The organism is Gemmatimonadota bacterium, from assembly GCA_026702745.1.
GTDB lineage: Bacteria > JAAXHH01 > JAAXHH01 > JAAXHH01 > JAAXHH01 > JAAXHH01.
In genome coordinates, this window is record JAPPBT010000001.1 from 1 (window position 1) to 22797 (window position 22797).

At 62.4% G+C, this 22797-nt stretch carries 21 protein-coding genes and 1 pseudogene; 9 read left to right on the top strand and 13 right to left on the bottom strand.

What is annotated here, in order from left to right:
- Positions 1-110: 110 nt before the first annotated feature.
- The 3 genes and pseudogenes from OXH56_00005 to OXH56_00015 all read right to left on the bottom strand — a co-directional run bounded on the left by OXH56_00005 (position 111) and on the right by OXH56_00015 (position 3209).
- Positions 111-2615: a CehA/McbA family metallohydrolase gene (locus OXH56_00005; protein ID MCY3553680.1), complete on the bottom strand. Its 2505-nt coding sequence runs from the start codon at positions 2613-2615 to the stop codon at positions 111-113.
- 26 nt (positions 2616-2641) lie between these two features.
- On the bottom strand, positions 2642-2983 hold the full coding sequence (locus OXH56_00010) for an STAS domain-containing protein (GenBank protein ID MCY3553681.1): 342 nt from the start codon (positions 2981-2983) through the stop codon (positions 2642-2644).
- Between the two features lie 34 nt (positions 2984-3017).
- A pseudogene (locus tag OXH56_00015) lies at positions 3018-3209 on the bottom strand (Rdx family protein).
- 276 nt (positions 3210-3485) lie between these two features.
- Here OXH56_00015 and tatA point away from each other — a divergent pair.
- From tatA to OXH56_00035, 4 genes are all read left to right on the top strand, one after another.
- Positions 3486-3680 carry a twin-arginine translocase TatA/TatE family subunit gene (gene tatA, locus OXH56_00020; GenBank protein MCY3553682.1) on the top strand — a complete coding sequence of 65 codons (195 nt, stop codon included), beginning with the start codon at positions 3486-3488 and terminating at the stop codon, positions 3678-3680.
- A 434-nt stretch (positions 3681-4114) separates the two neighbouring features.
- Entirely contained in the window at positions 4115-4774 is a 660-nt protein-coding gene (locus OXH56_00025) for an RNA polymerase sigma factor (protein MCY3553683.1), read from the top strand.
- A complete protein-coding gene (locus tag OXH56_00030) occupies positions 4771-5766 on the top strand; it encodes a HEAT repeat domain-containing protein (GenBank protein MCY3553684.1) in 996 nt (331 codons plus the stop codon). The genes OXH56_00025 and OXH56_00030 overlap by 4 nt, the downstream gene beginning before the upstream one ends.
- 30 nt (positions 5767-5796) lie before the next feature.
- Positions 5797-7275, top strand: a complete 1479-nt coding sequence (locus tag OXH56_00035; protein MCY3553685.1) for a DUF4097 family beta strand repeat-containing protein — start codon at positions 5797-5799, stop codon at positions 7273-7275.
- A 35-nt stretch (positions 7276-7310) separates the two neighbouring features.
- Here the strand turns inward: OXH56_00035 and OXH56_00040 are convergent, their stop codons facing one another.
- Both OXH56_00040 and OXH56_00045 read right to left on the bottom strand, forming a co-directional pair.
- Entirely contained in the window at positions 7311-8450 is a 1140-nt protein-coding gene (locus OXH56_00040) for an alanine--glyoxylate aminotransferase family protein (GenBank protein MCY3553686.1), read from the bottom strand.
- A 10-nt stretch (positions 8451-8460) separates the two neighbouring features.
- Positions 8461-9132, bottom strand: coding sequence for a tetratricopeptide repeat protein (locus OXH56_00045; GenBank protein MCY3553687.1), 672 nt, complete (start codon positions 9130-9132; stop codon positions 8461-8463).
- A 343-nt stretch (positions 9133-9475) separates the two neighbouring features.
- On the opposite strand from OXH56_00045, the gene ilvB reads away from it, so the two are divergent.
- The 5 genes from ilvB (at position 9476) to OXH56_00070 (ending at position 15543) form a co-directional block, all read left to right on the top strand.
- Complete coding sequence (ilvB, locus tag OXH56_00050; GenBank protein ID MCY3553688.1) at positions 9476-11215, top strand: biosynthetic-type acetolactate synthase large subunit; 1740 nt, start codon at positions 9476-9478, stop codon at positions 11213-11215.
- Between the two features lie 48 nt (positions 11216-11263).
- The gene (gene ilvN, locus OXH56_00055) at positions 11264-11824 is read left to right on the top strand and encodes an acetolactate synthase small subunit (GenBank protein MCY3553689.1); all 561 of its coding nucleotides are present in this window, start codon (positions 11264-11266) and stop codon (positions 11822-11824) included.
- A gap of 81 nt (positions 11825-11905) precedes the next feature.
- Positions 11906-12901, top strand: a complete 996-nt coding sequence (ilvC, locus tag OXH56_00060) for a ketol-acid reductoisomerase (protein ID MCY3553690.1) — start codon at positions 11906-11908, stop codon at positions 12899-12901.
- Positions 12902-12927: 26 nt separating this feature from the next.
- The gene (locus tag OXH56_00065; protein ID MCY3553691.1) at positions 12928-14454 is read left to right on the top strand and encodes a 2-isopropylmalate synthase; all 1527 of its coding nucleotides are present in this window, start codon (positions 12928-12930) and stop codon (positions 14452-14454) included.
- Positions 14455-14490: 36 nt separating this feature from the next.
- Entirely contained in the window at positions 14491-15543 is a 1053-nt protein-coding gene (locus OXH56_00070; protein MCY3553692.1) for a 3-isopropylmalate dehydrogenase, read from the top strand.
- 94 nt (positions 15544-15637) lie between these two features.
- Here OXH56_00070 and OXH56_00075 read toward each other — a convergent pair whose 3' ends face one another.
- The 8 genes from OXH56_00075 to OXH56_00110 form a co-directional block, all read right to left on the bottom strand.
- Positions 15638-16822 (bottom strand): CoA transferase, encoded by a 1185-nt coding sequence (locus OXH56_00075; GenBank protein MCY3553693.1) that lies wholly within the window; start codon positions 16820-16822, stop codon positions 15638-15640.
- Between the two features lie 3 nt (positions 16823-16825).
- Positions 16826-17746 (bottom strand): homoserine kinase, encoded by a 921-nt coding sequence (gene thrB / locus OXH56_00080; GenBank protein ID MCY3553694.1) that lies wholly within the window; start codon positions 17744-17746, stop codon positions 16826-16828.
- Positions 17746-18054 (bottom strand): MoaD/ThiS family protein, encoded by a 309-nt coding sequence (locus OXH56_00085; protein MCY3553695.1) that lies wholly within the window; start codon positions 18052-18054, stop codon positions 17746-17748. The genes thrB and OXH56_00085 overlap by 1 nt, the downstream gene beginning before the upstream one ends.
- Before the next feature lie 16 nt (positions 18055-18070).
- Entirely contained in the window at positions 18071-19018 is a 948-nt protein-coding gene (gene cysK / locus OXH56_00090) for a cysteine synthase A (GenBank protein MCY3553696.1), read from the bottom strand.
- 10 nt (positions 19019-19028) lie between these two features.
- Positions 19029-19469, bottom strand: a complete 441-nt coding sequence (locus tag OXH56_00095) for an Rrf2 family transcriptional regulator (GenBank protein ID MCY3553697.1) — start codon at positions 19467-19469, stop codon at positions 19029-19031.
- Positions 19470-19585: 116 nt separating this feature from the next.
- The gene (gene ftcD, locus OXH56_00100; protein ID MCY3553698.1) at positions 19586-20518 is read right to left on the bottom strand and encodes a glutamate formimidoyltransferase; all 933 of its coding nucleotides are present in this window, start codon (positions 20516-20518) and stop codon (positions 19586-19588) included.
- A complete protein-coding gene (locus OXH56_00105; GenBank protein MCY3553699.1) occupies positions 20518-21183 on the bottom strand; it encodes an RraA family protein in 666 nt (221 codons plus the stop codon). Before OXH56_00105 ends, ftcD begins: the two co-directional genes overlap by 1 nt.
- A 74-nt stretch (positions 21184-21257) precedes the next feature.
- The gene (locus tag OXH56_00110; GenBank protein ID MCY3553700.1) at positions 21258-22796 is read right to left on the bottom strand and encodes an OmpA family protein; all 1539 of its coding nucleotides are present in this window, start codon (positions 22794-22796) and stop codon (positions 21258-21260) included.
- Position 22797 lies beyond the last annotated feature (1 nt).

The following is a 22797-nucleotide window of genomic DNA, read 5'->3' on the forward strand; positions in this document are numbered from 1 at the left end:
GGGTTCGGTCACGCCGCAACACTCCAGAATATGACGCGGTCGACGCGGGGTCCTTGCATGTCGTGCGCTCCGGTTATATCGGGTGGGTACGGCACTCCCCGCACGGATGCTCAGTGCGGGATGTTCAACTCGTGCATGCGCCGGTGGATGGCTTCACGGGCCTGCACGTAGGGCGCTTCGAGGAAGGCCTCGTGGTCGTCGCCGCCGTGATGGTGGGTCGTCGTGCCCGGCTTGTGCTGCCAGCTCCGGCGCTTGATGTAGGACAGGCCCCCTTCGATCAGGCTCAGCATGTACTGGGCGTTCTCCAGGTCGAACAGCCAGTAGGGGCCCCCGCAGGCCACGTAAACCGGCGACGTATGGGCCATGATGCCCCGGCGCCAGCCGTCGTGGTGCGGTATGCTCGAGTAGTTCGGCCCGGCGCACCGCGCCGCCAGCCAGGTGTGGCCTTCGATTTTCAGCGAGGTCCTGAGCGACAGCCGCCGGGTGCCATTGCGCTCTTCCGCCGACGCGACCACCCGGCCCTGCTGGACGATTTCCAGCGTATGGATCGGCAACGTCGAATCCGCCGACGCCTCGATCTCGACCGTCCCGCCGTTGCCGGGCAGATTCACCGTGTCGCCGATATCCTGGCCGTTCACCTTGAAACGGATGATGGGTCCGGCGCTCAGGAAGGTGTTCCCGCCGCGCAGCGCTTTGCACCAGTTGTCGTAGGTAAAGGGCTCGTCCGGTGGGATGTAGGCGTAGGTCCGGTAGATCCCCACGGGCACGTCGCTGGACATTTTGTCCGTCCCGCCCGCGAGCGGTAGCCTGTACCCGCAATTCAGGTACCGATAGTACTCCAGGTGGTTGTATTCGCTATGGACCAGCATCTCCACGGCGTCGGCGCGGTCCGTGGCGATCAGGACCGCCGGTTCGCAGATGGGATTGGGGATGTGGGGGATCACGACCGTCCCGCCCTGGGCGTGGCAGGCGTCGGCCCAGTACGACAGGGTCGTTTCCAGGTTGCCGCCCAACTCGGCCTCACCGGGTCCGTCCGAACACCAGGGCATGACCGGTTCCTTGAGGCCCAGGAGCGACAGGTGGCCCAGGATGTGCTGCCGGTTCTCCTGCGTGGCATACACGATCGTATCGCCATCCGGAGCCACGTTCGCCGATCCCGTGAATTCCTCGGTATTCGTGAAAAGGCCTCCCCACTGGGAGAGCAGGAGGTTGACCACGTTCAGGTCTTCTCCTTTGGCTTCGAGCTGGGCGCCCTGGGTGGAGAGGAAATGCACGTGGGTGTCGCCGCTGAAGTACCGTTCCGCGTTCAGATCGGTCCAGCGCTTGAGCCGCAGGGTGAGTTCGCGCTGACCGGGTTCGATGTGGACGCGCTCGCGAATCGGTTCGTACTCGAATCCGCGGGCCACGTCCACGTGCACTTCGCCCCGGGGCAGCCAACCCTGGCATTTGCCGTCGATGTAGGCGTAGGACATCTGGCCCAGGCGCACGTCGCCGCCCACGTCCACGTGCCAGGTATCCAGATTCGAGTTTACGTGGGCATGGTGGCCGTGCGGGGCGTAGGGCACGCCGCGGGCCGACCGGAAATGCACCCGGCACGGGACGGGCTTGCCCGTCTCGTCGTCCAGCACCGTGGTATGTACCCAGTTCCGGCCCGTGTCGATGACCTCGAACCGCACCGAGGGAGTCTCGACGACCTCTTTGGCCTCCAGCTCCCCCCAGTTGGCCGAACCGACCGCCTTCCCATCCTGCTTCACCGTTACGGTGGCCGACGGCGTGCCGGCCACGCCCACGTGGGCGGGACTGGCGCGATGGGTGTCCGCCTGGCCCCATCCGCGGTGCGTGTCGGTCAGGAAAGCCTGGTCGACCTGATCGGGCAGCGGATAGGCGTACGTCGCGTAGCCCCGGTCGACTTCCACATCCAGGTTGAAGGGCTTCCCCGCGTCCTCCGGATGCTTGAGCTCGATCTGGACGTCCCGGGCAGCCCACCGGCAGATGGGATCTTCGTCGACATGGCCGAGCGTAACGGCGGCCACGACGAAGGGCGGGCCCTGCGGCGTGATTTCAATCGAACGGATGCTCTGGTCGGGATGAGGATTGCGCCAGGCCCAGAGATAGTAACCGCGCGGCCACCCTTGCTCCGCCTCTGTCTGCCGGCGGCCCGCGTCGCTCCAGTCGCCGCCCGCCCGGCTGTAGGTCGACGGCTTCTCGTCCGGGACGCAGAGAAAGGGATACTGCCCCCAGGGTAGGGGCATGTAGCCGATTTCGAATCGTTCACGGATCGTAACGGATTCGGCGCGTCCGTCGTCCCAGACGAACCGGTACGTGGCCACGGGAAGGGCGATCGGGCCACCCGCCTCGATCTCCGATCGGATCACCGCGTGGGCGAAAACCACGTTGACCGCGGCATGGCCGACCGGAATCTCGACGGACTCGGACGGACAGCCCACCTCGGACCCGAAGCCGATGAAGCAGTCGGTTTCTCCGGTTCCGTCGCCGATTTGAAAGGGCAGCCCGTAGAATTCCTGCGATCCCAGGGGAGGATCGGCAATGGAATCGTATACGCACCGGTTCGCGTTGTAAATCGGGGTGAGGTCCAGGGGCTGGTAGTCCGGCATGAGGGCCTCGGGCTCCGGTTTGATCGTCAGGCGAGCATGTTTTCCACGGCGGCGTCTACATCGTCATACGTCTTGAAGACCGTATATAGCCGGGTGATCCGGAACAGATGATCCAGCCGGTCGTTGACGCCTGTGAGCACCATTTCCCCGTCCCGGGATCGAATCTTCTTCATGGCCGCGATCAGCGAACCCAGTCCGGAACTATTCATGATGGGCACGCCGGTCAGATCGGCGACGAACCGCGTGCAGCCCCGGGTCAGGGTGTCTTCGATCATCCGGTCCAACTCGACGGTGTCGCCTTCTTCCCACAACCTGCCCTCGATGCGAAGCACGGCGATTTCGTCTTCCAGCGAAACGTAGATGTTCATACCAACCTTAATCCTCGCTGCAGATGAATGCGCGTCAGCCCGCGATCGATGCCTCGATGACGTCCTTGACCTCCGCGTATTCCGGAAACCGATCGGCCGCCAGCTTGGAGAAGATCAGCGAGTCATCCACCGTGACTTCGAACCTGCCTCCTCCGGAAGGCACGAGCTGCAGCTGTTCGATATCGTGTTTGTAGTACTCCAGCAGTTTCACCGCCAACCCGGCGGCGTCTTGTTCGTAGCTTCAATCAGCGCAGTAAACGATACGTACGATCACCGTGTCCTCCTTGAACGCAGGGTGCGGCCGGCAGCCGGATCGGCTGCACACGTCAGAAACTATATAAACATGGGATAGACGACATGGCAAGGATTCTGAACAGCGTCACCCGGGTCCGGCCTGGCCACGGGTCGGTATGTCCCGGGTCCGGCCCGACCACGGGTCTATTCATTCGCGCTTGACAAGACGGGTCGATAAGGGTATTCTCAATGCGAGGAGGTGATTTACATGCTAGGTAGTTTCGGCACGACCGAACTGATTATCATTCTTGTCATCGTCATGATCCTTTTCGGTGCGAAGAAGCTTCCCGAACTGGCCAAGGGTCTGGGCCAGGGGATCACCGAGTTCAAGAAAGCACAGAATAAAGAGCCCTCCGAAGAGAAACAGGGTACCTCCGGCACGTCCGCCACGAAGGACGGCTGAACGTTGGTGTAGCAACGTGCAACGGTTTTTACGGATGCGTACCGAAGCGCTTCTTCCGAGCGGTCAGGTCGGTTGAATCGACAGGGCGCCTGACCGTGTCTTGGGTCGTCAATCGGTGTTCCGGGACGCTTGCTGGTGTCCTGGGATACCTGCCGGTGGTCGAGGCAGCGGCTTCTGGCGCACCAGCCTACGTCGACCGACGCCGACCAGCCGGTATTTCCTCGCTTTACCCCGCAGTTCCTGCCTTCAGGTAATTCGTCAGTCATTATCCCGTACCGCCTGACAGGCCTCGTCGTCTACAGGTAACAAGTTATCCTCGACATTCCTCGTTCCAGTACGTTGAATCCAAATTCGTACACAACCATTCCGGATCATAGCCGGTCACATACACAGAAGGCGCCCGCATAAGACGGCACTCTACGCCAGGACACAACGTGGAATCTGCCCTCAAACTCGAAGGCCGAATCGCGCCGGACCATCAGGACGAAAACATGGAGATCGATTCGGCAAGGGATCGCACGGACCTGGAGGATCGCAGGTTGATTCTCAAGGCAAGGGAAGGCGACGTGCGGGCCTTGGAAGATCTGGTCTACCGATACGACGAGAAAGTGCTGTCCATGGCCATGTCCTTCGTGGGTGACATGGACGATGCCAAGGACATCTACCAGGAAGTCTTCATGCGATTGTTAAAAGCCCTTCCAAAATTTGAATTCCGCAGCCGGTTTTCGACCTACTTGTACAGGATCGTCACCAATGTCTGCCTTACGCACCGAACACGAGATGGAAAAAGGCGCTTCGTCCCGATCGAAGACGAGCAGGGAGAAGACCATGACTCGACGAAACAGGGGGTTACACTCCATTCCCCCGATCGGTCGGACGCGGCCGTCATCAACCACGAAATCGCTTCACGGATACGTGCCGCCGTCAGCACCCTATCGCCCCGGCTGCGAACCGTGTTCGTGCTGCGTCACCACGAGGGATTCAAGCTGAGGGAAATCGCAGGCATCATGGAATGTGCCGAAGGCACCGTGAAGAAATACCTATTCGACGCCACCCGGCGGCTGCGCATTCAACTCGAGGACATACGAACATGAAAGAAGACCAGGACCGATCTCACGCGAAGTGGGAGGAATGGCTGGAACTCTCCCAGTACGGTGAACTGTCGGACGCGGATCAGCGAGCCCTTGACCGTCATCTCAAGGATTGCGCCCAGTGCCGGGCGTACCGGGTGCAGCTGGATCAATTCAGGATGGTCATGGCGCAGGCCGCCCCTGCGAAGCCTGGGGAATCGGACCTGCTCGATGCCCGAGCCAACCTGTGGTCCAGCGTGACGCTGGGCCGCTCCGAAAATCGCTTTTCCAATGGATGGCTGAGTAGTTTTGTCGATGGCCTGCAAGGACTTACGAACAGCGTTTTTCCACAATACCGAACGGTGCTCGCAGGCGCGCTTCTGTTGTTTATCGGCCTGGCAGGCGGTTACTATCTGGCTTTCCAGGGCGACCGGACGCTCGGATTCGCGGCGCCGGGCATGGACCGGACGGACCTGCTGAACAACGATGACGTGGCCATCTCCAACGTCCGGTTCGTGGATTCCGACGTGTCCGACGGCACGCTGGGACTCCGGTTCGAAGCCGTCCGTCCCGTACAGATCATGGGACCGGTCGATGATCCGGAGATACAACGCATACTCACCTTTGCCGTGCTGAATGAGCAGAATCCCGGGGTCAGGCTTCGGGCGGTGAACGCCGTAAGTACTTCCGAACGCCTTCATTCGGATTTCGAGATCAGGGACGCCCTCGTCACGGCCTTGAAGACCGACTCGAACGCCGGCGTCCGCGGCGAGGCGTTCAACGCGCTGTCCCGGTATCCCTTCGACGAGGAAATCAGGGACGCCATGATCTACGCCTTGATGTTCGACGACAATGCCGCGCTTCGGATCAGCGCGATCAACCGGCTCCAGGAGCAGGGACCGGCCTCATTCGATGAACAGCTGGAAAGCGTACTCAGGACCAGGATGGTTCTCGACGAGAACGCTTACATCCGCACGAAGGCAAGGACCGTGCTGAGCAATCTGTCCGCACCCTAAAGGGACGCGGCCGATAAGGGAGTAGCCATAATGAAACTTCTGATAACCACGATAGGCGTCTTGATAATTGCCCAGCAAGCCCTGACGCAGCAAGCACTGGCGCTCACGGAGGATCAGAACCGGGCTACGGGAAACCGGACGGAGACCTTCCAGGTGGAAAGGGACGGTCGGCTCGACCTGAATACCCGCGCGGGCGATATCACGATCTCCACGTGGAGCAAAAATGAAGCGGTCGTGAACGTTCAAGGCGTCCCGGCGAGCGGTGCGGATGATCTGAGAATACGTTACGAAGGGGGCATACTGCGCGTCGATTACGACTCCAGGAGATGGTCGATGAATCGAAGTAGGGGCCTGCGTTTCAAGATCGATCTGCCATCGGATTTCGACCTGGACCTGCGCACCGGCGGCGGCGATATCGAGGTCGTGGGCAACCTGGGCGGAGACGTGAGAAGCCATACTTCGGGCGGCGACGTAACGCTCCGGGATATCGGCGGTGACGTGGAGCTGACCACCTCCGGCGGAGACATCCGCGTGGGCACGGTCGGCGGCGACGTTCACCTGCAGACGTCGGGGGGCGACATCCGGGTCGAAAAGGCCTCGGCCGACCTGGACGTCCAGACCTCCGGCGGTGACATCCGGATCGGCCACGTCGGCAATGAACTGGAAGCCCAGACTTCCGGTGGGGACATCACCATTGAATACGTAGGCGGAAAATCCCGGATCAGGACATCCGGCGGCGATATCGAGATAGGCGAACTCCTGGCGAATGCCCGAATCACCACGTCCGGCGGCGACATCGAGCTGCGCGACGCAAAGGGTGAATTGCAGGTGAAAACCGCCGGGGGCGAGTTGGAGCTTCTGAATGTAACGGGGTCGATCGACGCGCGTACCGCTGGCGGTGAGATCCTGGCTGAAATCACTCCAGAGGGATCCAAGGGCAGCTCGCTCATTTCGGCCGGCGGCGACGTCGTACTCTACGTGGACCCGGAAGCGAAGGCGACCATCGAAGCGCGGATTCGCGTGGATAAGAAATCGAGATTCGGGGTGTTTCAAATGAGTCCACTGCCAGGTAGTGACGCGCCCATAATCATCGACATACCCGAAATTCCGATGATCGACACCGACCAGGCCGTTACGAAAATCGACGAGGAAGAGTTGAAGGAGATTATCGAAAAGTTGACACGAAGCGTAAACGAGGCGGTACAGTTGTCGGCCGAAGAGGCGCAGCGGTTGCTGCAAGAGTTACAACGGGACCTGAGGACAGCACAGCGTGAGTTGCAGGCGGCACAGAGGAAGTCTGTCGAAGCGCAGAAGAAGATGATCCAAAACCGGAACACCGTCAGAAGCTCGCTGCGATACAATATCCGGTCCGATTTCGAAGCGGAGCGCTACGATGTAGATGCGGATGAAGGGGAGATCAGCGCTACGTACACGCTCAACGGAGGCGGCGCCAGAATCTGGGTTGAAACCAGCGACAGCAATATTGAGATCCGCGAGTTGAATAAGTAAGATGGTACGTCGGCGTGGGCGAGGCGGCTAAGACGCTAACCCGTCTCCCCAATCACCCGCTCCGCCGCGGCCACGCCCGCACCGGATTCGAACGCATACCCGTGTTGGCTCAGGCCGTGCTCGAGGGCCGTAAGGGCAACGATCATGTCCGACGGGACCACATTGTAGCCCAGGTGGGCGATGCGAACGTACTTGCCCCTGTAGTGATCCATCCCGTTGGCGATGGTCACGCCGCACTCCTGCTTGATCGTCTTCAGCAAATCGGAACCGTCGATACCGGGCGGCATGACGACCGAAGTCAGCACGTTGGATGGCCTGCGTGCGAAGAGATCCAGGCCAAGGGCCGCGACGCCCGCGCGGGTCACCAGGGCGTTCCGCTCGTGTATCCGGTAGATTTCCTCCAGGCCGAGTTCCTTCATCATCTTCAGCGACTCGCTCAGTCCCATGAGCAGTGATACAGCGGGCGTATAGGGCGTCAGCCCCTTCGCGAACGAATCCCGGGCCCGTTTCAGGTTCAGATAGTAGGATGGCTGGCGGCTTTCTTCGATACGCTGCCACGCCCGCTCGCTGACGCTGATGAAAGCCAGTCCGGGCGGAATCATGAGCGCTTTCTGCGAACCTGTGAGGGCGATGTCGACGTGCCAGTCGTCCGTCCTTAGTTCATTGGCGCCCAGGCCGCTGATGGCGTCCACGACCAGGTAGCAGCCGTGACCGCGAGCGACCCCGCCCAGGGCCTCGATGTCGTGGAGCACGCCCGTCGATGTCTCGCTGTGGGTGGCCAGCACCGCTTCGAAGGGTCCCTGTTCTCCCAGGATACGGTCGACCTCGTCCGGATCCGCTGCTTTCCCCCACTCCACATCCAACGTCACGGCGTCGATGCCGTAGGTCGCACACAGTTCGACCCACCTGCCGCCGAATTTCCCTCCGCTGATCGCCAGCACACGGTCTCCGGGCGAAAGCAGGTTGACGACCGCGGCCTCCATGGCGCCGCTGCCCGAAGCCGTGAGCACGAGCACGTCGTTCTCCGTCCGGAATACGTGCTGAAGCCCCGAGGCGACCCCCCTGAGCAGGTCGCTGAATTCGGTGGAACGATGGGTGAGGATCGGTGCCGACATCTTCCGGACGACCCGGTCGGGAACCGGCGTCGGTCCGGGGGCAAAGTTGGTAACCTTCACGCGATCTCCGTTAGAGCGCGGTCAGTGCGATCCGGGCATCCCGGGCATAGGGCGTCTCTTCATAGTTCTCGACCACCCGGTCGTACAGGGCCCGTGCCTGGTCCTTCTGGTCGGCGGCCCCGAAACATCGCGCGGCATTCAGGAGTAAACCGGGGGCGAGGTAGCTATCCGGATCTTCGTCCGCCAGGGCGAGATACTGGTTCGCCGCCTCTTCGTACTTCTCTTCCTCTTCGTCACACGCGGCCAGTCCCGATCGTGCGGCCAGCCAGAAATGCACGTCCTGCCTGCCGTATTCGTCCAGGTAGGTCTGGTAATAGGTGCGCGCCTTCTCGATGTCACCTGTCTGAAAACAGGCGTTGGCCAGTTCGATCGTGGCTTCGAGGGCTACTGCAGTACCACCGAATTCGGTCACGACCCGCTCGAAAATGGGAATGGCGTCTTCATAGCGGCTGTCCTGCATCGCCGTCTGGCCCGGCGCGAATACCTGTCCCGCCTCCACCAGGTCATCGGCCTGCATGTTGGTCCAGTAATACCAGCCGACCACGCAGGCGACCACCAGGACGACGGCCGCGGTAAGCGATTTCCAGTGCCTGTCGATCTCGCTGCTCATTTCGTACAGCCAGAGAATGAAGCGGTCTTCCTTCATCTCACGACGGCTGATCCGCCGTCTCGTTCTTGCCATCGACACGGTCCTCCTGGATATGGGTTGCGTAAAACTGCCGGTTGGAATCCGGTGTAGTCACGTTGGTCAATCAATCTAAAACGCACCGGGTCGAACGTCGTCATTCTCACTTGCTGAACGTCGAATAGACGGGGTTTCAGACCCCGGCGCAAAGCCTAGAACATATAAGAGAATCGGGGCTTTTCGTCAAGGGCTTTCTATGGAGTTTTAACTTGACAACAAGCGCCCTTGGCGTATTTTACGAGGCACAAGTTGGGTTTTGAACTTGACGAAATCCAGCCGGTTTCGTGAGCGGTAGATCACGTCCTGTGCGGGATATCCTCGTTTTATAAGGAGACGGTCGATGAAACTGTCGGGTGCTGAAATAGTCATAGAGTGTCTGAAGCAAGAAGGGGTCGATATCGTCTTCGGGTATCCCGGCGGCGTGGTGATCCCGACTTATGACGTCATTCAGCGCACCACAGGCCTGAGGCACATCCTCGTACGCCATGAGCAGGGCGCGACCCACATGGCCGACGGATATGCGCGGGCGACCGGCAAGCCCGGCGTGGTCCTCGTCTCCTCCGGTCCGGGCGCCACCAACACGGTAACCGGCATCGCGACCGCGTACATGGATTCGATCCCGATGATCGTGATCACGGGCCAGGTACCGGTGCACCTGATCGGAAACGACGCCTTCCAGGAATCGGACACTGTAGGCATTACCCGGCCGATCACGAAACACAACTTCCTGATCAAGGAAACCGAAGACATCGCGCAGGTTTTCGCCGAGGCGTTCCATATCGCGACGACCGGCCGGCCCGGCCCCGTCCTGATCGACGTGCCCAAGGACGTCCAGATCGGGGAAGCCGAGTTCTCTTACCCGGAACGGCCGGACATCCGCGGGTACAAGCCCCGGACCGAGGGGCATCCGAAGCAGATCCGCAAGGCGGCGGAGATGCTCACCTCGGCCAGGAAACCGGTGATCTACGTGGGCGGCGGAGCGATCATCTCCGAGGCGTCGGAAGAAATCCGCACGCTGGCCCGCAAACTCAACGCGCCGGTGACGACCACGCTGATGGGACTCGGCGCCTACCCGGAGAACGATCCCCTTTCGCTCAAGATGCTCGGCATGCACGGCACCTGGTACGCGAACACGGCCGTGATGATGTGCGACCTGCTGGTCTGCATTGGCGCCCGTTTCGACGACCGGGTGACCGGCAAGCTGGAGGAGTTTTCGCCCCATTCGAAGAAGATCCACATCGACATCGATCCGTCGTCCCTCAACAAGAACGTGCGGGTGGACCTCCCCATCGTGGGCGACGTGAAGCAGGTGCTGCAGCAGTTGATTCCCCTGGTGGAACGGGCCGATACGGAAGAGTGGCTCCAGCAGATCGAGGCGTGGAAGCGGGACCACCCGCTGACCTACGCGAACACGATCGGGCTCCACGAGGAAGGCCTGGAGGGCGTCGACCGGGAGACCGTCGAGAAGGATACAGATCAATTTCCCCTTTGCGCCCAGTACGCCATCGAGCGGATCGGCCAGCTCACGAAGGGCGAGGCTTACGTGGTCACCGACGTCGGCCAGCACCAGATGTGGGCGGCCCAGTGGTACGGCTTCTCGAACCCCCGGTCGATGATTACCTCCGGCGGGCTCGGCACCATGGGCTTCGGACTGCCCGCGGCGATCGGCGCCCAGTTCGCCTTTCCCGACCGCGAAGTCATCGTGTTCTCGGGCGACGGCAGCATCCAGATGAACATCCAGGAAATGGCCACGGCCGTGGCCTGCGGCCTGCCCATCAAGATCGTGCTGCTGAACAACGGCTACCTCGGCATGGTGCGCCAGTGGCAGGAACTGTTCTACGCGCAGCGTTACTCCGAGGTGGACCTGCGTGACTCCAACCCGGATTTTGTGAAGCTGGCGGAGGCCTACGGCGCCGTGGGCATCCGGGTCTTCAAGGATGAGGACGTGGAAGGCGCCTGGCTAGAGGCCTGCAAGGTCAAGGACCGCCCCGTGATGCTCGACATGGTGATCGCCGAAGAAGGCAACGTGTATCCCATGATCCCCGCGGGTGCGGCATCCCACGAGATGATCGAAGAATAGACTCGTGAACTGGCCGGGCGGATCGTCCCGGCAGGAGTGGATTGAACCATGGCACGCCATACAATATCCATGGTGGTCGAGAACCGGTTCGGAGTCCTGGCCCGCATTTCCGGGCTGTTCAGCGGCCGGGGTTTCAACATCGACAGCATCGCCGTCGGCGAAGCCGCGGAACCGGGCACGGCGCGCATGACCATCGTCACGCAGGGCGACGAGATGATCATCGAACAGATCATCAAGCAGTTGAACCGCCTGGTGGACGTGATCCGGGTCGTGGATCTAACCGGGGAGAACTTCATCAACCGCGAACTCGCCCTCATCAAGGTGAACGCCAGCCAGGCCACGCGGCAGGAACTCGTGCAGATCGCCGATATCTTCAAGGCGAAGATCGTCGACATCAACCAGAAGACGATCATGCTGGAAGCCACGGGCAACGAGGACAAGATCGACGCCATCATCACCATGGTGCGGCCCTTCGGCGTGCGGGAAATAGCCCGGACCGGAAGGGTGGCGCTGGCCCGCGAATCGACCAGCAAGGACACCCCGTCACCGGAAGCCCCGCAGCCCGTCTGGGAGCGGGAACGCAAGCAGATCACCGCCGACCTGGCCTGAGCAAGCATGGCCGCAGGTACGGCACGCGACTGGATCACCGCCGGAACGGCCTGACCGCCGGTACGGCATGAAGGAGAACCAATGGCTCGACTGTATTACGATCAGGACGCCGACCTGGGCATACTGGACGGCAAGACCATCGCGGTTGTCGGTTACGGCAGCCAGGGACACGCCCACGCCCTTTCCCTGCGCGATTCCGGACTGGACGTCATCGTGGGATTGCGCAAGGGCGGCTCGTGGGACCAGGCCGTGGAGGACGGATTCGAGCCCCGTACCGTGGAGCAGGCGGCCGCCGAGGCCGACATCATCATGTTGCTGGTCAACGACGAGCTTCAGTCGCGTCTATTCAACGATTATATCGCGCCGAACCTGGCGGAGGGCAACGCCCTGGCCTTTGCCCATGGTCTGAACATTCATTTCAACCAGATCGTCCCGCCCGATAACGTGGACGTCTTCATGGTCGCCCCCAAGGGCCCGGGCCATCTCGTGCGCCGGGTTTTCGAGGAAGGCGGCGGCGTGCCCTGCCTACTGGCGGTTCACCAGGACCACACGGGCCGCGCCCGAGACGTCGGCCTGGCCTACGCCAAGGGCATCGGCGGAACACGGGGCGGCGTCATCGAGACGACCTTCAGGGAAGAAACCGAGACCGATCTCTTCGGTGAGCAGTCCGTCCTCTGCGGCGGCACCTCCGAACTCGTCCTGGCCGGGTTCGAGACCCTGGTGGAGGCCGGATACCAGCCCGAAATCGCCTACTTCGAGTGCCTGCACGAGTTGAAGCTCATCGTGGATCTCATGTACGAAGGCGGGATCGAAGGCATGCGGTATTCCGTCAGCAACACGGCCGAATACGGCGATCTGACCCGCGGACCGCGGATCGTAAACGAGGAAACCCGCGCCGAAATGAAGCGCATCCTGGCTGAGATCCAGTCTGGCCAGTTCGCCCGCGAGTGGATGCTCGAGAACCAGGCCAACTCGCCGGTCCTGCACGCGCTGCGGCGTAACGCGTCGGAAAAGAAGATCGTAGAGGTCGGACGGCAGTTGCGCAAAATGATGAGCTGGATCGAAGAGAAAAAGTAACCGGAAGCCAACAGGAGCACGCGGCGATGCGAAAAGTGGATATCTTCGACACTACGTTGCGTGACGGGGAGCAGGTCCCCGGCGCCTCGCTGAACCGGGACGAGAAGATCCAGGTCGCGCACCAGCTTGCCGAACTCGGCGTCGACGTGATCGAAGCGGGGTTTGCCGCGTCCTCGCCCGGTGACTTCGCCGCGGTCAAGAACATCGCCGAGCAGGTCGAAGGTCCCGTGATCACGGCCCTCGCGCGGGCCGTGGAATCGGACATCGTGGCCGTGGCCGAGGCCGTCAAACCCGCGAAAAGGCCCCGGATCCACATCGTCCTGGGCACGTCCGACACCCACCTGAAGCACAAATTCCGCAAGTCCCGCCAGCAGATCATGGACATGGGCGTGCAGGCCGTCCTCTTCGCGAAGGAACTCTGCGAGGACATCGAATATTCGACCGAGGACGCCTCCCGGAGCGATTTCGATTACCTGTGCGAGACCGTCGAGGCGGTCATCGACGCCGGCGCCACCGTGGTGAATATCCCCGATACGGTGGGCTATGCCGTGCCCGAACAGTGGGGCAACCTGATCTCCCGGCTCATCGCGACCGTGCCGAACATCGAAAAGGCCAAGGTCAGCGTGCACTGCCACAACGATCTGGGCATGGCGACGGCCAATTCCCTGGCGGCCATCAAAGCGGGCGCGACCCAGGTCGAATGCACGGTGAACGGCGTGGGCGAGCGGGCGGGCAACGCCTCCCTGGAAGAGATCGTCATGGCGGTCAAGATGCGCGGAGATTTCTACGACGCACGCACCGACATAGAAACCACGCAGATCTACTCCACGAGCCTGCTGGTGCGGGACTTGATGCACATGCCCGTTCAGCGCAACAAGGCCATCGTGGGCAGCAACGCCTTCGCCCATTCATCGGGCATCCACCAGGACGGCTTCCTGAAGCACCGGGAGAACTACGAGATCATGAGCCCGTCGGACGTGGGCATCGAGAAGAGCGACATCGTGCTGACGGCACGGTCTGGACGGCACGCCCTGCGGCACCGGCTCGAGTTGCTGGGCTACACGTACGACGAAACCCGGAAGGAAGAATTCGAAAAGGTGCACGTGCGCTTCCTGAACGTGGCGGACCGGCAGAAGGAGGTGGCGGACGAAGACCTCCACCGGATCGTATCCGACTCCCCGGTCGAAGTGCCCGAACAGTACCTGCTGGAAGATTTCAGGGTGACCTCCTCGCACTCCGGCCAGGCCGATGCGAGCGTTCGCCTTCACGTCAGCGGCGAGACGATCGAAGAGGCGGGCGTGGGCGACAACCAGATATTCGCCGCGCTGAACGCCGTCGACCGGATCACCAAGCTGCCCACCTACGTGAAGGATATCCAGACCTCGTCGAACGGCCGCGAAGGCGCCCACCACGTCCAGGTCAGCGTCGGGTTCCACGACCAGTCCTTCAACAGCCACGCCTCCGATACCGACGTCGTGAAAGCCAGCATCCAGGCCTACCTGCATTCCCTCAATCAACTCGTAGCACGGCACGGCGGGTTGATCGTCGAATAAACCCACCCCACATTCCCACATACACGGGAGGAACACTTGTACAATATCGCGGTCATTCCGGGCGACGGGACCGGCCCGGAGGTCGTGCGTGAGGGGCTGAAAGTGCTCAACGCGGCCTCGAAGAAGTTCTCATTCGACTACGAACTCACGGAATACGATTTCGGCGGTGAAAGATACCTGAGGACGAGAGAGATCCTGCCCCGGGAGGGTCTGCAGGAACTGGGCCACTACGACGCCATCTACCTCGGCGCCATCGGACATCCGGACTGCCCGCCGGGCCTGCTGGAGAAGGGCATCCTCCTGACCATCCGGTTCGAGCTGGACCTCTATATCAACCTGCGGCCCGTCAAACTGTACCCGGGCGTAGACTGCCCGCTCAAGGACAAGGGACCAGAGGATATCGATTTCGTCGTGGTCCGGGAGAACACCGAGGACCTGTACGTCGGCGCCGGCGGCGTGTACAAGAAGGGCACGCCCGACGAGGTCGCGGTGCAGGAGTCCATCAATACCCGCAAGGGCGTGGAGCGGTGTGTCCGCTTCGCCTTTGAGACGGCCAAGGTCCGCAACCGCCAGAACAAGGTGACGCTCTGCGCCAAGACCAACGTGCTCACCTACGCCCACGACCTCTGGGAGCGGACGTTCTACGAAGTCGCCGAGGAGTATCCCGGCATCACGGCCGATTACGCCCACGTGGACGCGACCTGCATGTGGATGGTCAAGAACCCCGAGTGGTTCGACGTCATCGTCACGACCAACATGTTCGGCGACATCATCACCGACCTGGGCGCTATCATCCAGGGCGGCATGGGCATCGCCGCGGGGGGCAACATCAACCCCGAAGGCACCGCCATGTTCGAGCCCATCGGCGGTTCGGCGCCGAAATACACGGACCAGAACGTCATCAATCCCATCGCGGCCATCGCCTCCTGCCAGATGATGCTGGCGCAGCTCGGCGAAGCGCAGGCCGCCGATGCCGTGGAACGGGCCATCATCGACGTGGTAAGCAGCAAGATGAAGAGCATGGACGCCGGCCGGATGGGGTACAGCACCAGCGAAGTCGGCGACCTCGTGGCCGGGGCGTTGGGCTGAGGGCGGTGGCCTGAGGGCGGTGGCCTGAGCAGATATCTTTGAACGAGCAGAAAGAAGAAGCCCTCTGGCGGCCAGCTGGTCGACCGGAGGGTTTTTATTTAATCACCCCAGCCTCGCGCCACTGTGCCAAATCGTCCGACGATGCATCGAGCAGCGTTTGAAGTATCTGATCGGTGTGTTCCCCCAGGGTGGGGGCGCGGCGGGTGACTTCGGGCGGGGTTTCCGACAGCTTGAGGGGTGAGCCTGCCACGCGCAAGGGGCCGGCGATGGGATGCAGGATCTTCACGATCATTTCGCGGGCCAGCACCTGGGGATCCTCCACGACCTCCTTGACGTTCTGAATGGGTCCGCAGGGTATCTCGGCCGAGTCGAGACGCCGCAGCCAGTCTTCCGAAGCGCTTTCCCTGAACACCCCGGTCAATATCTCGTGCAGTTCGCCGTGATTCTCGGTGCGCAGGTTGTTGTCCCTGAACCGATCGTCGCGGACCAGGTCTTCCCGCCCCATGACCTCGCACAACCTCTGCCATAGAACGTTGTTGCCCGCCGCGATCATGATCCATCCGTCCCGCGTCTCGACGGCCTGAAAGGGCGTGATGGATGGATGCCGGGCCCCGAGGGGCTCCGGCACGGTGTCCGTCATGTCGTACCGGGCGATGGCGTTCTCGAGCAGGGCGACCTGGCAGTCCATCATGCCGATGTCCACCATCTGTCCCCTGCCCGTCTGCGTACGGGTAAAGAGCGCCGTGAGGATGCCGATACAGGCGTAAAGGGCGGCGGCAATATCGCCGATGGATACACCCACCCGCACGGGCGGACGGTCCGGTTCGCCGGTAATGCTGACGATGCCACCCATGCCCTGGATGATCATGTCGTAGGCCCCGCGCCGGGCGTAGGGTCCGGTCTGCCCGAACCCGGAACAGGCGGCGTAGATCAGTCCCGGAAACCGCGACTTCAGCGTCTCATAGTCCAGTCCGAGCTTCTTCATCACGCCCGGCCTGAAGTTCTCCACCAGGACGTCCGACCTGCCGATCAATTCGAGGAGCAGTTCGCGGCCGTCTGAATGCTTCAGATCGACCGCGATGCTCTGCTTACCCCGGTTGACATTCTCGAAGTAGCCGCTCACGCCCTCTTTGAACGGACCAAATCCCCGCGCCTCGTCGCCGCCAAAGGGCTCGACCTTGATGATATCGGCGCCCAGGTCGCCCAGGGTCATGGTCGTGAAGGGACCCGCGAGCACCCGGGTCAGGTCGATGACGCGAATGTCTTTGAGAGCGCCCATGGCTCAGTCCGACAGCACCTGGCAACCGTCGTTGTCTATGGGGAGGACCCGGTATTGTCCGGTAACGCCGTGCCGGGCGAAGGCATCGACCATGGCGTTCCCGATCCCCTCGTGGTTTTCCGTGGCCAGGGCGATGGCCGTGGGTCCCGCGCCGCTGAGGGCCGCGCCGTGTGCGCCGGCGTCCAGGGCGTCTCGGGTGACTTCCGCCAGTCCGGGAACCAGGTGTTGCCGGTAGGGCTGGTGCAGTCGGTCGGACATGCCCTCCCGGAGCAGGGCGTAATTCCCCGACGCCATCCCGCCCACCAGCAGACCTACGCTGCAGAGGTTGAAGACCGCGTCCTCCATGGATACCGCATCCGGCAGGACGCCGCGGGCTACCTTCGTATCGAGGGTGAATTCGGGGATGGCCACGACGGTCTGGAGGTCGGAGGGCACGGAGAAAGTATGGTATACGATCGTTCCCGCCCGCTCGCCGCTGACGGAGAGCCCGCCGAGCAGGGACGGAACGACATTGTCGGGATGGCCTTCCAGGTCGGAGCAGATGCGGAGGAGTTCCGGGGTTCCCAGCGGCCGCCCCGCGAGGGCGTTGGCCGCGAGGGCATTGGCCGCCACGGCGCCCGCCACGATGGCGACTCCGCTGCTGCCCAGGCCCCGTGAGACGGGAATAGCGTGTTGCATGCGCGCCTTGAGACCGGCGGGCTGCCAGCCCGCGGCGCTAAAAACAGCCCGGGCGGAGACGATGCACAGGTTGCCTTCATCCAGGGGCACCGCTTCGGCCCCTTCACCCTCCACGACCACGTCCAGGCCGGATTCCGTTTCGGTAAACTCGATGGTGTTGTAGAGGCCGAGGGCCATGCCGGCGCAGTCGTAACCGGAACCCAGGTTGCCCGTGGTCGCGGGAACGCGCACCCGCACGGAGGACATCAGCCGCGGTCCTGCTGGCCGCCCGGACCACCCAGGCCGCCCGCGATGGCGGGCACGATGGAAACCCGGTCTCCGGTCTTGACCGCGGAGTCCGTACCGTCCAGAAACCGGATGTCTTCTTCGTTGATGTAGATGTTGATGAACCGCCGCACTTTTCCGGACTCGTCGCAGAGGCGATCCTTGATGCCGGGGTAGGATGCCTCCATGTTTCCGATCAGCGATTCGACGGTTTCGCCGTCGATCTCGATTTCGGACCGGTTGTCGGTCAACTTGCGCAGCGGGGTTGGTATGCGAACGGTAACGGGCATCTAACGGATCCTCCTCTCAGTCGCTCTGTCCTTCGAAATACTCCCGGATGCTGAGGTATCTCTCTCCGGTATCGCACAGGATGGTTACGATTCGGCCTTTTCCCATGTCCTCCGCCAGCCTGAGGCCGGCGCAGACATTGGCGCCTGCAGAGATACCCACCAGGAGCCCCTCCTCCAGGCCCACGCGGCGGGCCGTCTGGTAGGCGTCCTCGTCGTCGATCAACATCACGTCGTCAATGATCGATCGGTCCAGGATGTCGGGAACGAACCCGGCGCCGATGCCCTGGATGGCGTGCACCAGGCTCTCCACGGGCTTGCCCGATATCACGGGGGACAACGAGGGTTCCACCGCGATCACGCGGATGCGTTCGTCCTTCTCCTTCAAGAATTGCCCCACGCCGGTCAGCGTTCCCCCGGTGCCCACGGCGGCCACGAAGGCGTCGATTTTACCGCCGGTCGCGTCCCAGATCTCCTCGGCCGTGGTCTTGCGGTGAATTTCCACGTTGGCGGGGTTCTTGAACTGCTGGGGCATGAAGTAGTCGGGATGTTCGGCGAGGATCTCCTCCGCCTTCTGCACGGCGCCGGCCATGCCCAGCATGCCCGGTGTCAGCACCAGCTCCGCGCCGTAGGAGGTCAGCAGCACGCGCCGCTCCGAACTCATGTTGTCCGGCATCACGAGGATGACCTTGTAGCCCCGTACCGCGGCCACCATGCTCAGGCCGAGCCCCGTGTTGCCGCTCGTCGGCTCCACGATGGTGCCACCCGGTTTGAGCAGGCCCTGCTGCTCGGCGTCCAGGATCATGCTCAGGCCGACGCGGTCCTTGACGCTGCCGCCGGGGTTGCCTGACTCGAGCTTGCCGAGCAGGTCGACCCCCGGGACATTGTTGATCCGGTTCAGGCGAACCAGGGGGGTGTTGCCGATCAGGTCGAGCGCGCTGTCGTATATTCCGTTCCCGGACGCCACGGGCTATCCTTCAGATGTAGTACATGGACAGGCTCTTCTGCGCCTGCCTGGAAATGTCTTCGAAAGTGATGCCGTCCATGATATCGCCGAGTTTTTCCTGCACCCCCATCCAAACGTCCTTCAATACGTGCTGGCCGCTCAACTGGTCCGTTATCTCGGCGTCGCCGGACAGGCTTTCTACGGAGATCAGGGCCCCGTCCATGGCCCGGATCACGTCACCCAGCGAGATTTCGCCCGGGGCCCTGGCCAGCGAGTAGCCCCCGGTCGCTCCACGCTTGCTCCGCACCAGTCCGGCGCGCTGCAGCTGCAGGAGGATTTGAACGAGGTATTTTTCGGGGATGGATTGACGGACGGCGATGTCGCTGATGTGGATGACTTCCGCCTTGTCGTGGTATCTTGTCAGTTCCAGCACGGCCCTGCACGCATACTCCGCCTTGGCCGATACTCGCATGCGCCCTCCCTGGCCTCCGGGGTTTAGTTTACTAATTTAGTCAACATTATAAGAAGGCGGAGGTTCGGCGTCAAGGTATTTAGGGAACTGCAGGGGCGAGCAGCCAGGCGAGGACGTCAGTCGAATCGGCTGGTGTGGGTTTCCAGATACCGATCCGGATCCAGCGGCTTCATGCGCAGGTCCGCGGGCGCCGCCCCGCCCAGGGCTTCGCGGGGAGCGAGTCCGATCAGTTCGCTTTCCAGGACCTCGACCCCTTTGGATTCCGCGAGGTGCGCGACCGTTGCGTATGCCCGGGCCATGTCCGTTTGCCGGTAGTCGGTCAGGTTCATGGACACCTGGGCGAGGTGCCGTCCCGGGAGCATCAGTCCGAGCGCTCGCACCCCGGGCAGGCCCCCACTTTTCTCCCGGACTACCTGCGCGATCGTCCGGGCCACGCGAACGTCGTCGGTTTCCAGGTTCACATTGTACGCGATGAGGATATCGCGGACGCCGACCGCCGTGGCGCCGGCGGAAGCGTGAACCTTGCCCGGTCCCGCGTCGGGCGCAAGGTCCGGTTCCTGCTGGGCGCGTTGGGCCTTTTGTACCTGTCGGGTTCGTTCGACCAGGCCTTCGAATCCTCCCCGGCGTATGTCCGGTAGCTCGCCGCGGCGCGCATCAGAGGCGGCATGGCCGTAGAAGTACACCGGAATCCCGAGGGATCGGCCGATCTCCACGCCGCAGTCCCGGGCGAGGGTTATGCAGTCGTCCATGCTGTAACTGGAAAGGGGTATGAAGGGGATGACGTCCGTGGCGCCGATCCGGGGATGTACGCCGCGGTGGCGTCTAAGGTCGATAAGGTCCCGGGCCGTCCTGCAGCCTTCAAAAGCGCCCCGGGCGACATCTCCGGGCGAACCCATGAACGTGATCACGGAGCGGTTGTGATCTCCGTCCATTTCCATGCCGGCCAGGTGGACACCGTCGACGGCGGCGATGCTGGCGGCAATGGCCTCCACGATGCCCGTATCGCGCCCTTCACTGAAGTTGGGCACACACTCGACCAGGGCACTCATCAGAGAATGCCGTATTTCTCGAAGGCGGCGGTCGCGGACATGCCGTTCTGCAGGGCCTGCTTGACCTCTTTTTCTTCGGCTGCCTTCTCGAATGCCGCTTTCAGTACCTGATCTTCCGCGGCCTTGGGTACGACCACGACCCCGTCGAAGTCGCCGAATATCAGATCGCCCGGACAGACCTTCACGCCGCCGCAGTCGATGGGCGTATTGTAGGCAATGACGTCGCTCCTGCCCTTCGAATCATAGGGCGCGATACCGCGGACGAACAGCGGAAAGCCCATGTCGGCGATGGCCTGCGAATCCCGCGTAAACCCGTCGATCACGGCTCCGCGTGCTCCCCGGGCCTCCGCGGCGGTAGAGAGCAACTCGCCCCAGAGACTGCTTCGCGTCGTACCATTGGTCTGCGCCACGAGGACGTCCCCGGACTTCAGCGCGTCCACGGCTTCCAGCTCGAGCTTGTAGGGCTCGTCGGGAATCTCGTATACGTCGACGGACAGGACGGTCAGCGCCCGGCCCACGACGACCGCATCGGGAAACAGGGGCCTGATGTCGTGCCGTAGGATCTGGTCGCGGAATCCACAGGCGTCCAGGGCGTCCGCGATCACCGCCGAAAACAGCTTCGCCTTAATCTCTTCGAAGCGTTCGTTGCTTGATGCTGTGCTCAATTTTGCGTTCTCCCCGCATTGGCGTTCTTCCCGGCACGGACACATCACGCGACTCTGCGCCGGTGCGTTTTGTATTATAGATCTCTGGTGAAGGTCAGGACCACGTCGATGCGTCGGTTTCTTTCCCGGCCGCTGCGTGTATTGTTGCTGTCGATGGGCTGCGCGCTGCCATGGCCGGAGGACGTCATACGTTCGGCCTCAACACCGGATTGATCCGCCAGAAACTGCATGACCGCATCGGCGCGGGACTTCGAAAGGGTGATATTCTTGTCCTCCGCGCCGGTGGCGTCGGTATGGCCCTCCACGGCCACGCGAGTCTGAGGGTACAACACGAGGAACGCCCCGAGGCTCTCGAGCAGCCCGCGCGCACCTCCGGGTATTTCCGTTCTACCCGCCTGGAAAGACAGCCCGATGAGGCGCAGGGTAAGGCGTTCGGCGTCTCGCACCACGATCGCCTGGCTGTCCGAAAACCGCTCCTGGGCCTGTGCGGCGGCATCCAACTGGGTCTTTTCGTAAACGTACTCCCTGAGTTCCCGGCGTTCCCGGTCCAGCGCCTCTTTTCTCCGCTGAAGGTCCTGTTGGTAGCTTTCCACCATGGACGACAGGCGTATCTGCTGTTCCTCGATCGCCTGGTGCAGGGAATCAACCTTGGCGCTGAGCACCGCGGCGTCCCCCTCTGCCTGCTGGAGCAGGAGGCTTAAGGAATCCTGCCTGGCGGCGAGCGTGCGCAGGCTTTCCGTCATAATCGCCTGCGGATCATCGGCCAGGAAATCGGCGGAGATCCCCGCCATGTCGGCGGCCTGCCGGACGAGTTCCTCCTGTGTCAGCAACATGCGCTCCCAGTTCCCGGAATCGCCGCGGAGTGCGTCGACTTGTGTCGCAATCTCAATGGCGCGCCGTGCCGCGTAATCGGCGGTCTGTGCCTTGGTTCGGAGCGCGGCAGTCAGGGGTTCCCCGCGGTGCAGCGCGCCGGTCACTTCATCCACCAACCGGCGGGCCTGCGCGAAGGACGCCGGAGCCAACCGGTCCCAATCCCGGTTCTCGGCTTCGGCCAGGCCGATCTGCGCCGATCCGATGAGCGACATCTCGATCACCGACGACCTCACGTTATCGAAGAGCGCGGCCGCTTCCTGCCCCTGGGCGAAGGCATCGGAGACCCGGTCGTCTTCCAGCCTGGAAATAGCCCGTTCGAGGCGGCTTTCGGCGTCCTCGAAGGCATCCGGAACCATCGCGGGGGCGTTCGCCCGCTGGGCCGCCGCCCGTTTCTCCAGCGGTACCATCAGTATCTCGTTTACGCGATCCAGCCGTTCCCGCGCCAGGACCAGGGCGGCGTCGAACTCCGTATAGGACCGATCGATATCCCGGGTCGATTTGCCTTCCCGTATATCCCGTGTATATCGATCGTAAGCCTCCCGGACCTTGTTGTAGGTATCAGGGATCAGGAAACCGGCGTCGAGATCGGAAAGCCGATTCAGAGAGGTAGTAGCCGCAGTGATCCGACCGGCCGCACTGGCTGGACTACTGCTACCGGAGCCTTGCGCCGATATGGGAAGGGGAGTTGTCAGAAATGAGAATATACAAAGGCAAAGGGGAACCAGTATGCCAGCTCGCATG

Excerpts from the sequence above, each read along its gene's own strand:
- OXH56_00005 (MCY3553680.1), bottom strand. The coding sequence starts at position 2,615 with ATGCCGGACTACCAGCCCCTGGACCTCACCCCGATTTACAACGCGAAC.
- OXH56_00010 (MCY3553681.1), bottom strand. The coding sequence starts at position 2,983 with ATGAACATCTACGTTTCGCTGGAAGACGAAATCGCCGTGCTTCGCATC.
- tatA (MCY3553682.1), top strand. The coding sequence starts at position 3,486 with ATGCTAGGTAGTTTCGGCACGACCGAACTGATTATCATTCTTGTCATC.
- OXH56_00030 (MCY3553684.1), top strand. The coding sequence starts at position 4,771 with ATGAAAGAAGACCAGGACCGATCTCACGCGAAGTGGGAGGAATGGCTG.
- OXH56_00035 (MCY3553685.1), top strand. The coding sequence starts at position 5,797 with ATGAAACTTCTGATAACCACGATAGGCGTCTTGATAATTGCCCAGCAA.
- OXH56_00045 (MCY3553687.1), bottom strand. The coding sequence starts at position 9,132 with ATGGCAAGAACGAGACGGCGGATCAGCCGTCGTGAGATGAAGGAAGAC.
- ilvB (MCY3553688.1), top strand. The coding sequence starts at position 9,476 with ATGAAACTGTCGGGTGCTGAAATAGTCATAGAGTGTCTGAAGCAAGAA.
- ilvN (MCY3553689.1), top strand. The coding sequence starts at position 11,264 with ATGGCACGCCATACAATATCCATGGTGGTCGAGAACCGGTTCGGAGTC.
- ilvC (MCY3553690.1), top strand. The coding sequence starts at position 11,906 with ATGGCTCGACTGTATTACGATCAGGACGCCGACCTGGGCATACTGGAC.
- OXH56_00065 (MCY3553691.1), top strand. The coding sequence starts at position 12,928 with ATGCGAAAAGTGGATATCTTCGACACTACGTTGCGTGACGGGGAGCAG.
- OXH56_00075 (MCY3553693.1), bottom strand. The coding sequence starts at position 16,822 with ATGGGCGCTCTCAAAGACATTCGCGTCATCGACCTGACCCGGGTGCTC.
- thrB (MCY3553694.1), bottom strand. The coding sequence starts at position 17,746 with ATGTCCTCCGTGCGGGTGCGCGTTCCCGCGACCACGGGCAACCTGGGT.
- OXH56_00085 (MCY3553695.1), bottom strand. The coding sequence starts at position 18,054 with ATGCCCGTTACCGTTCGCATACCAACCCCGCTGCGCAAGTTGACCGAC.
- OXH56_00095 (MCY3553697.1), bottom strand. The coding sequence starts at position 19,469 with ATGCGAGTATCGGCCAAGGCGGAGTATGCGTGCAGGGCCGTGCTGGAA.
- ftcD (MCY3553698.1), bottom strand. The coding sequence starts at position 20,518 with ATGAGTGCCCTGGTCGAGTGTGTGCCCAACTTCAGTGAAGGGCGCGAT.
- OXH56_00110 (MCY3553700.1), bottom strand. The coding sequence starts at position 22,796 with ATGCGAGCTGGCATACTGGTTCCCCTTTGCCTTTGTATATTCTCATTT.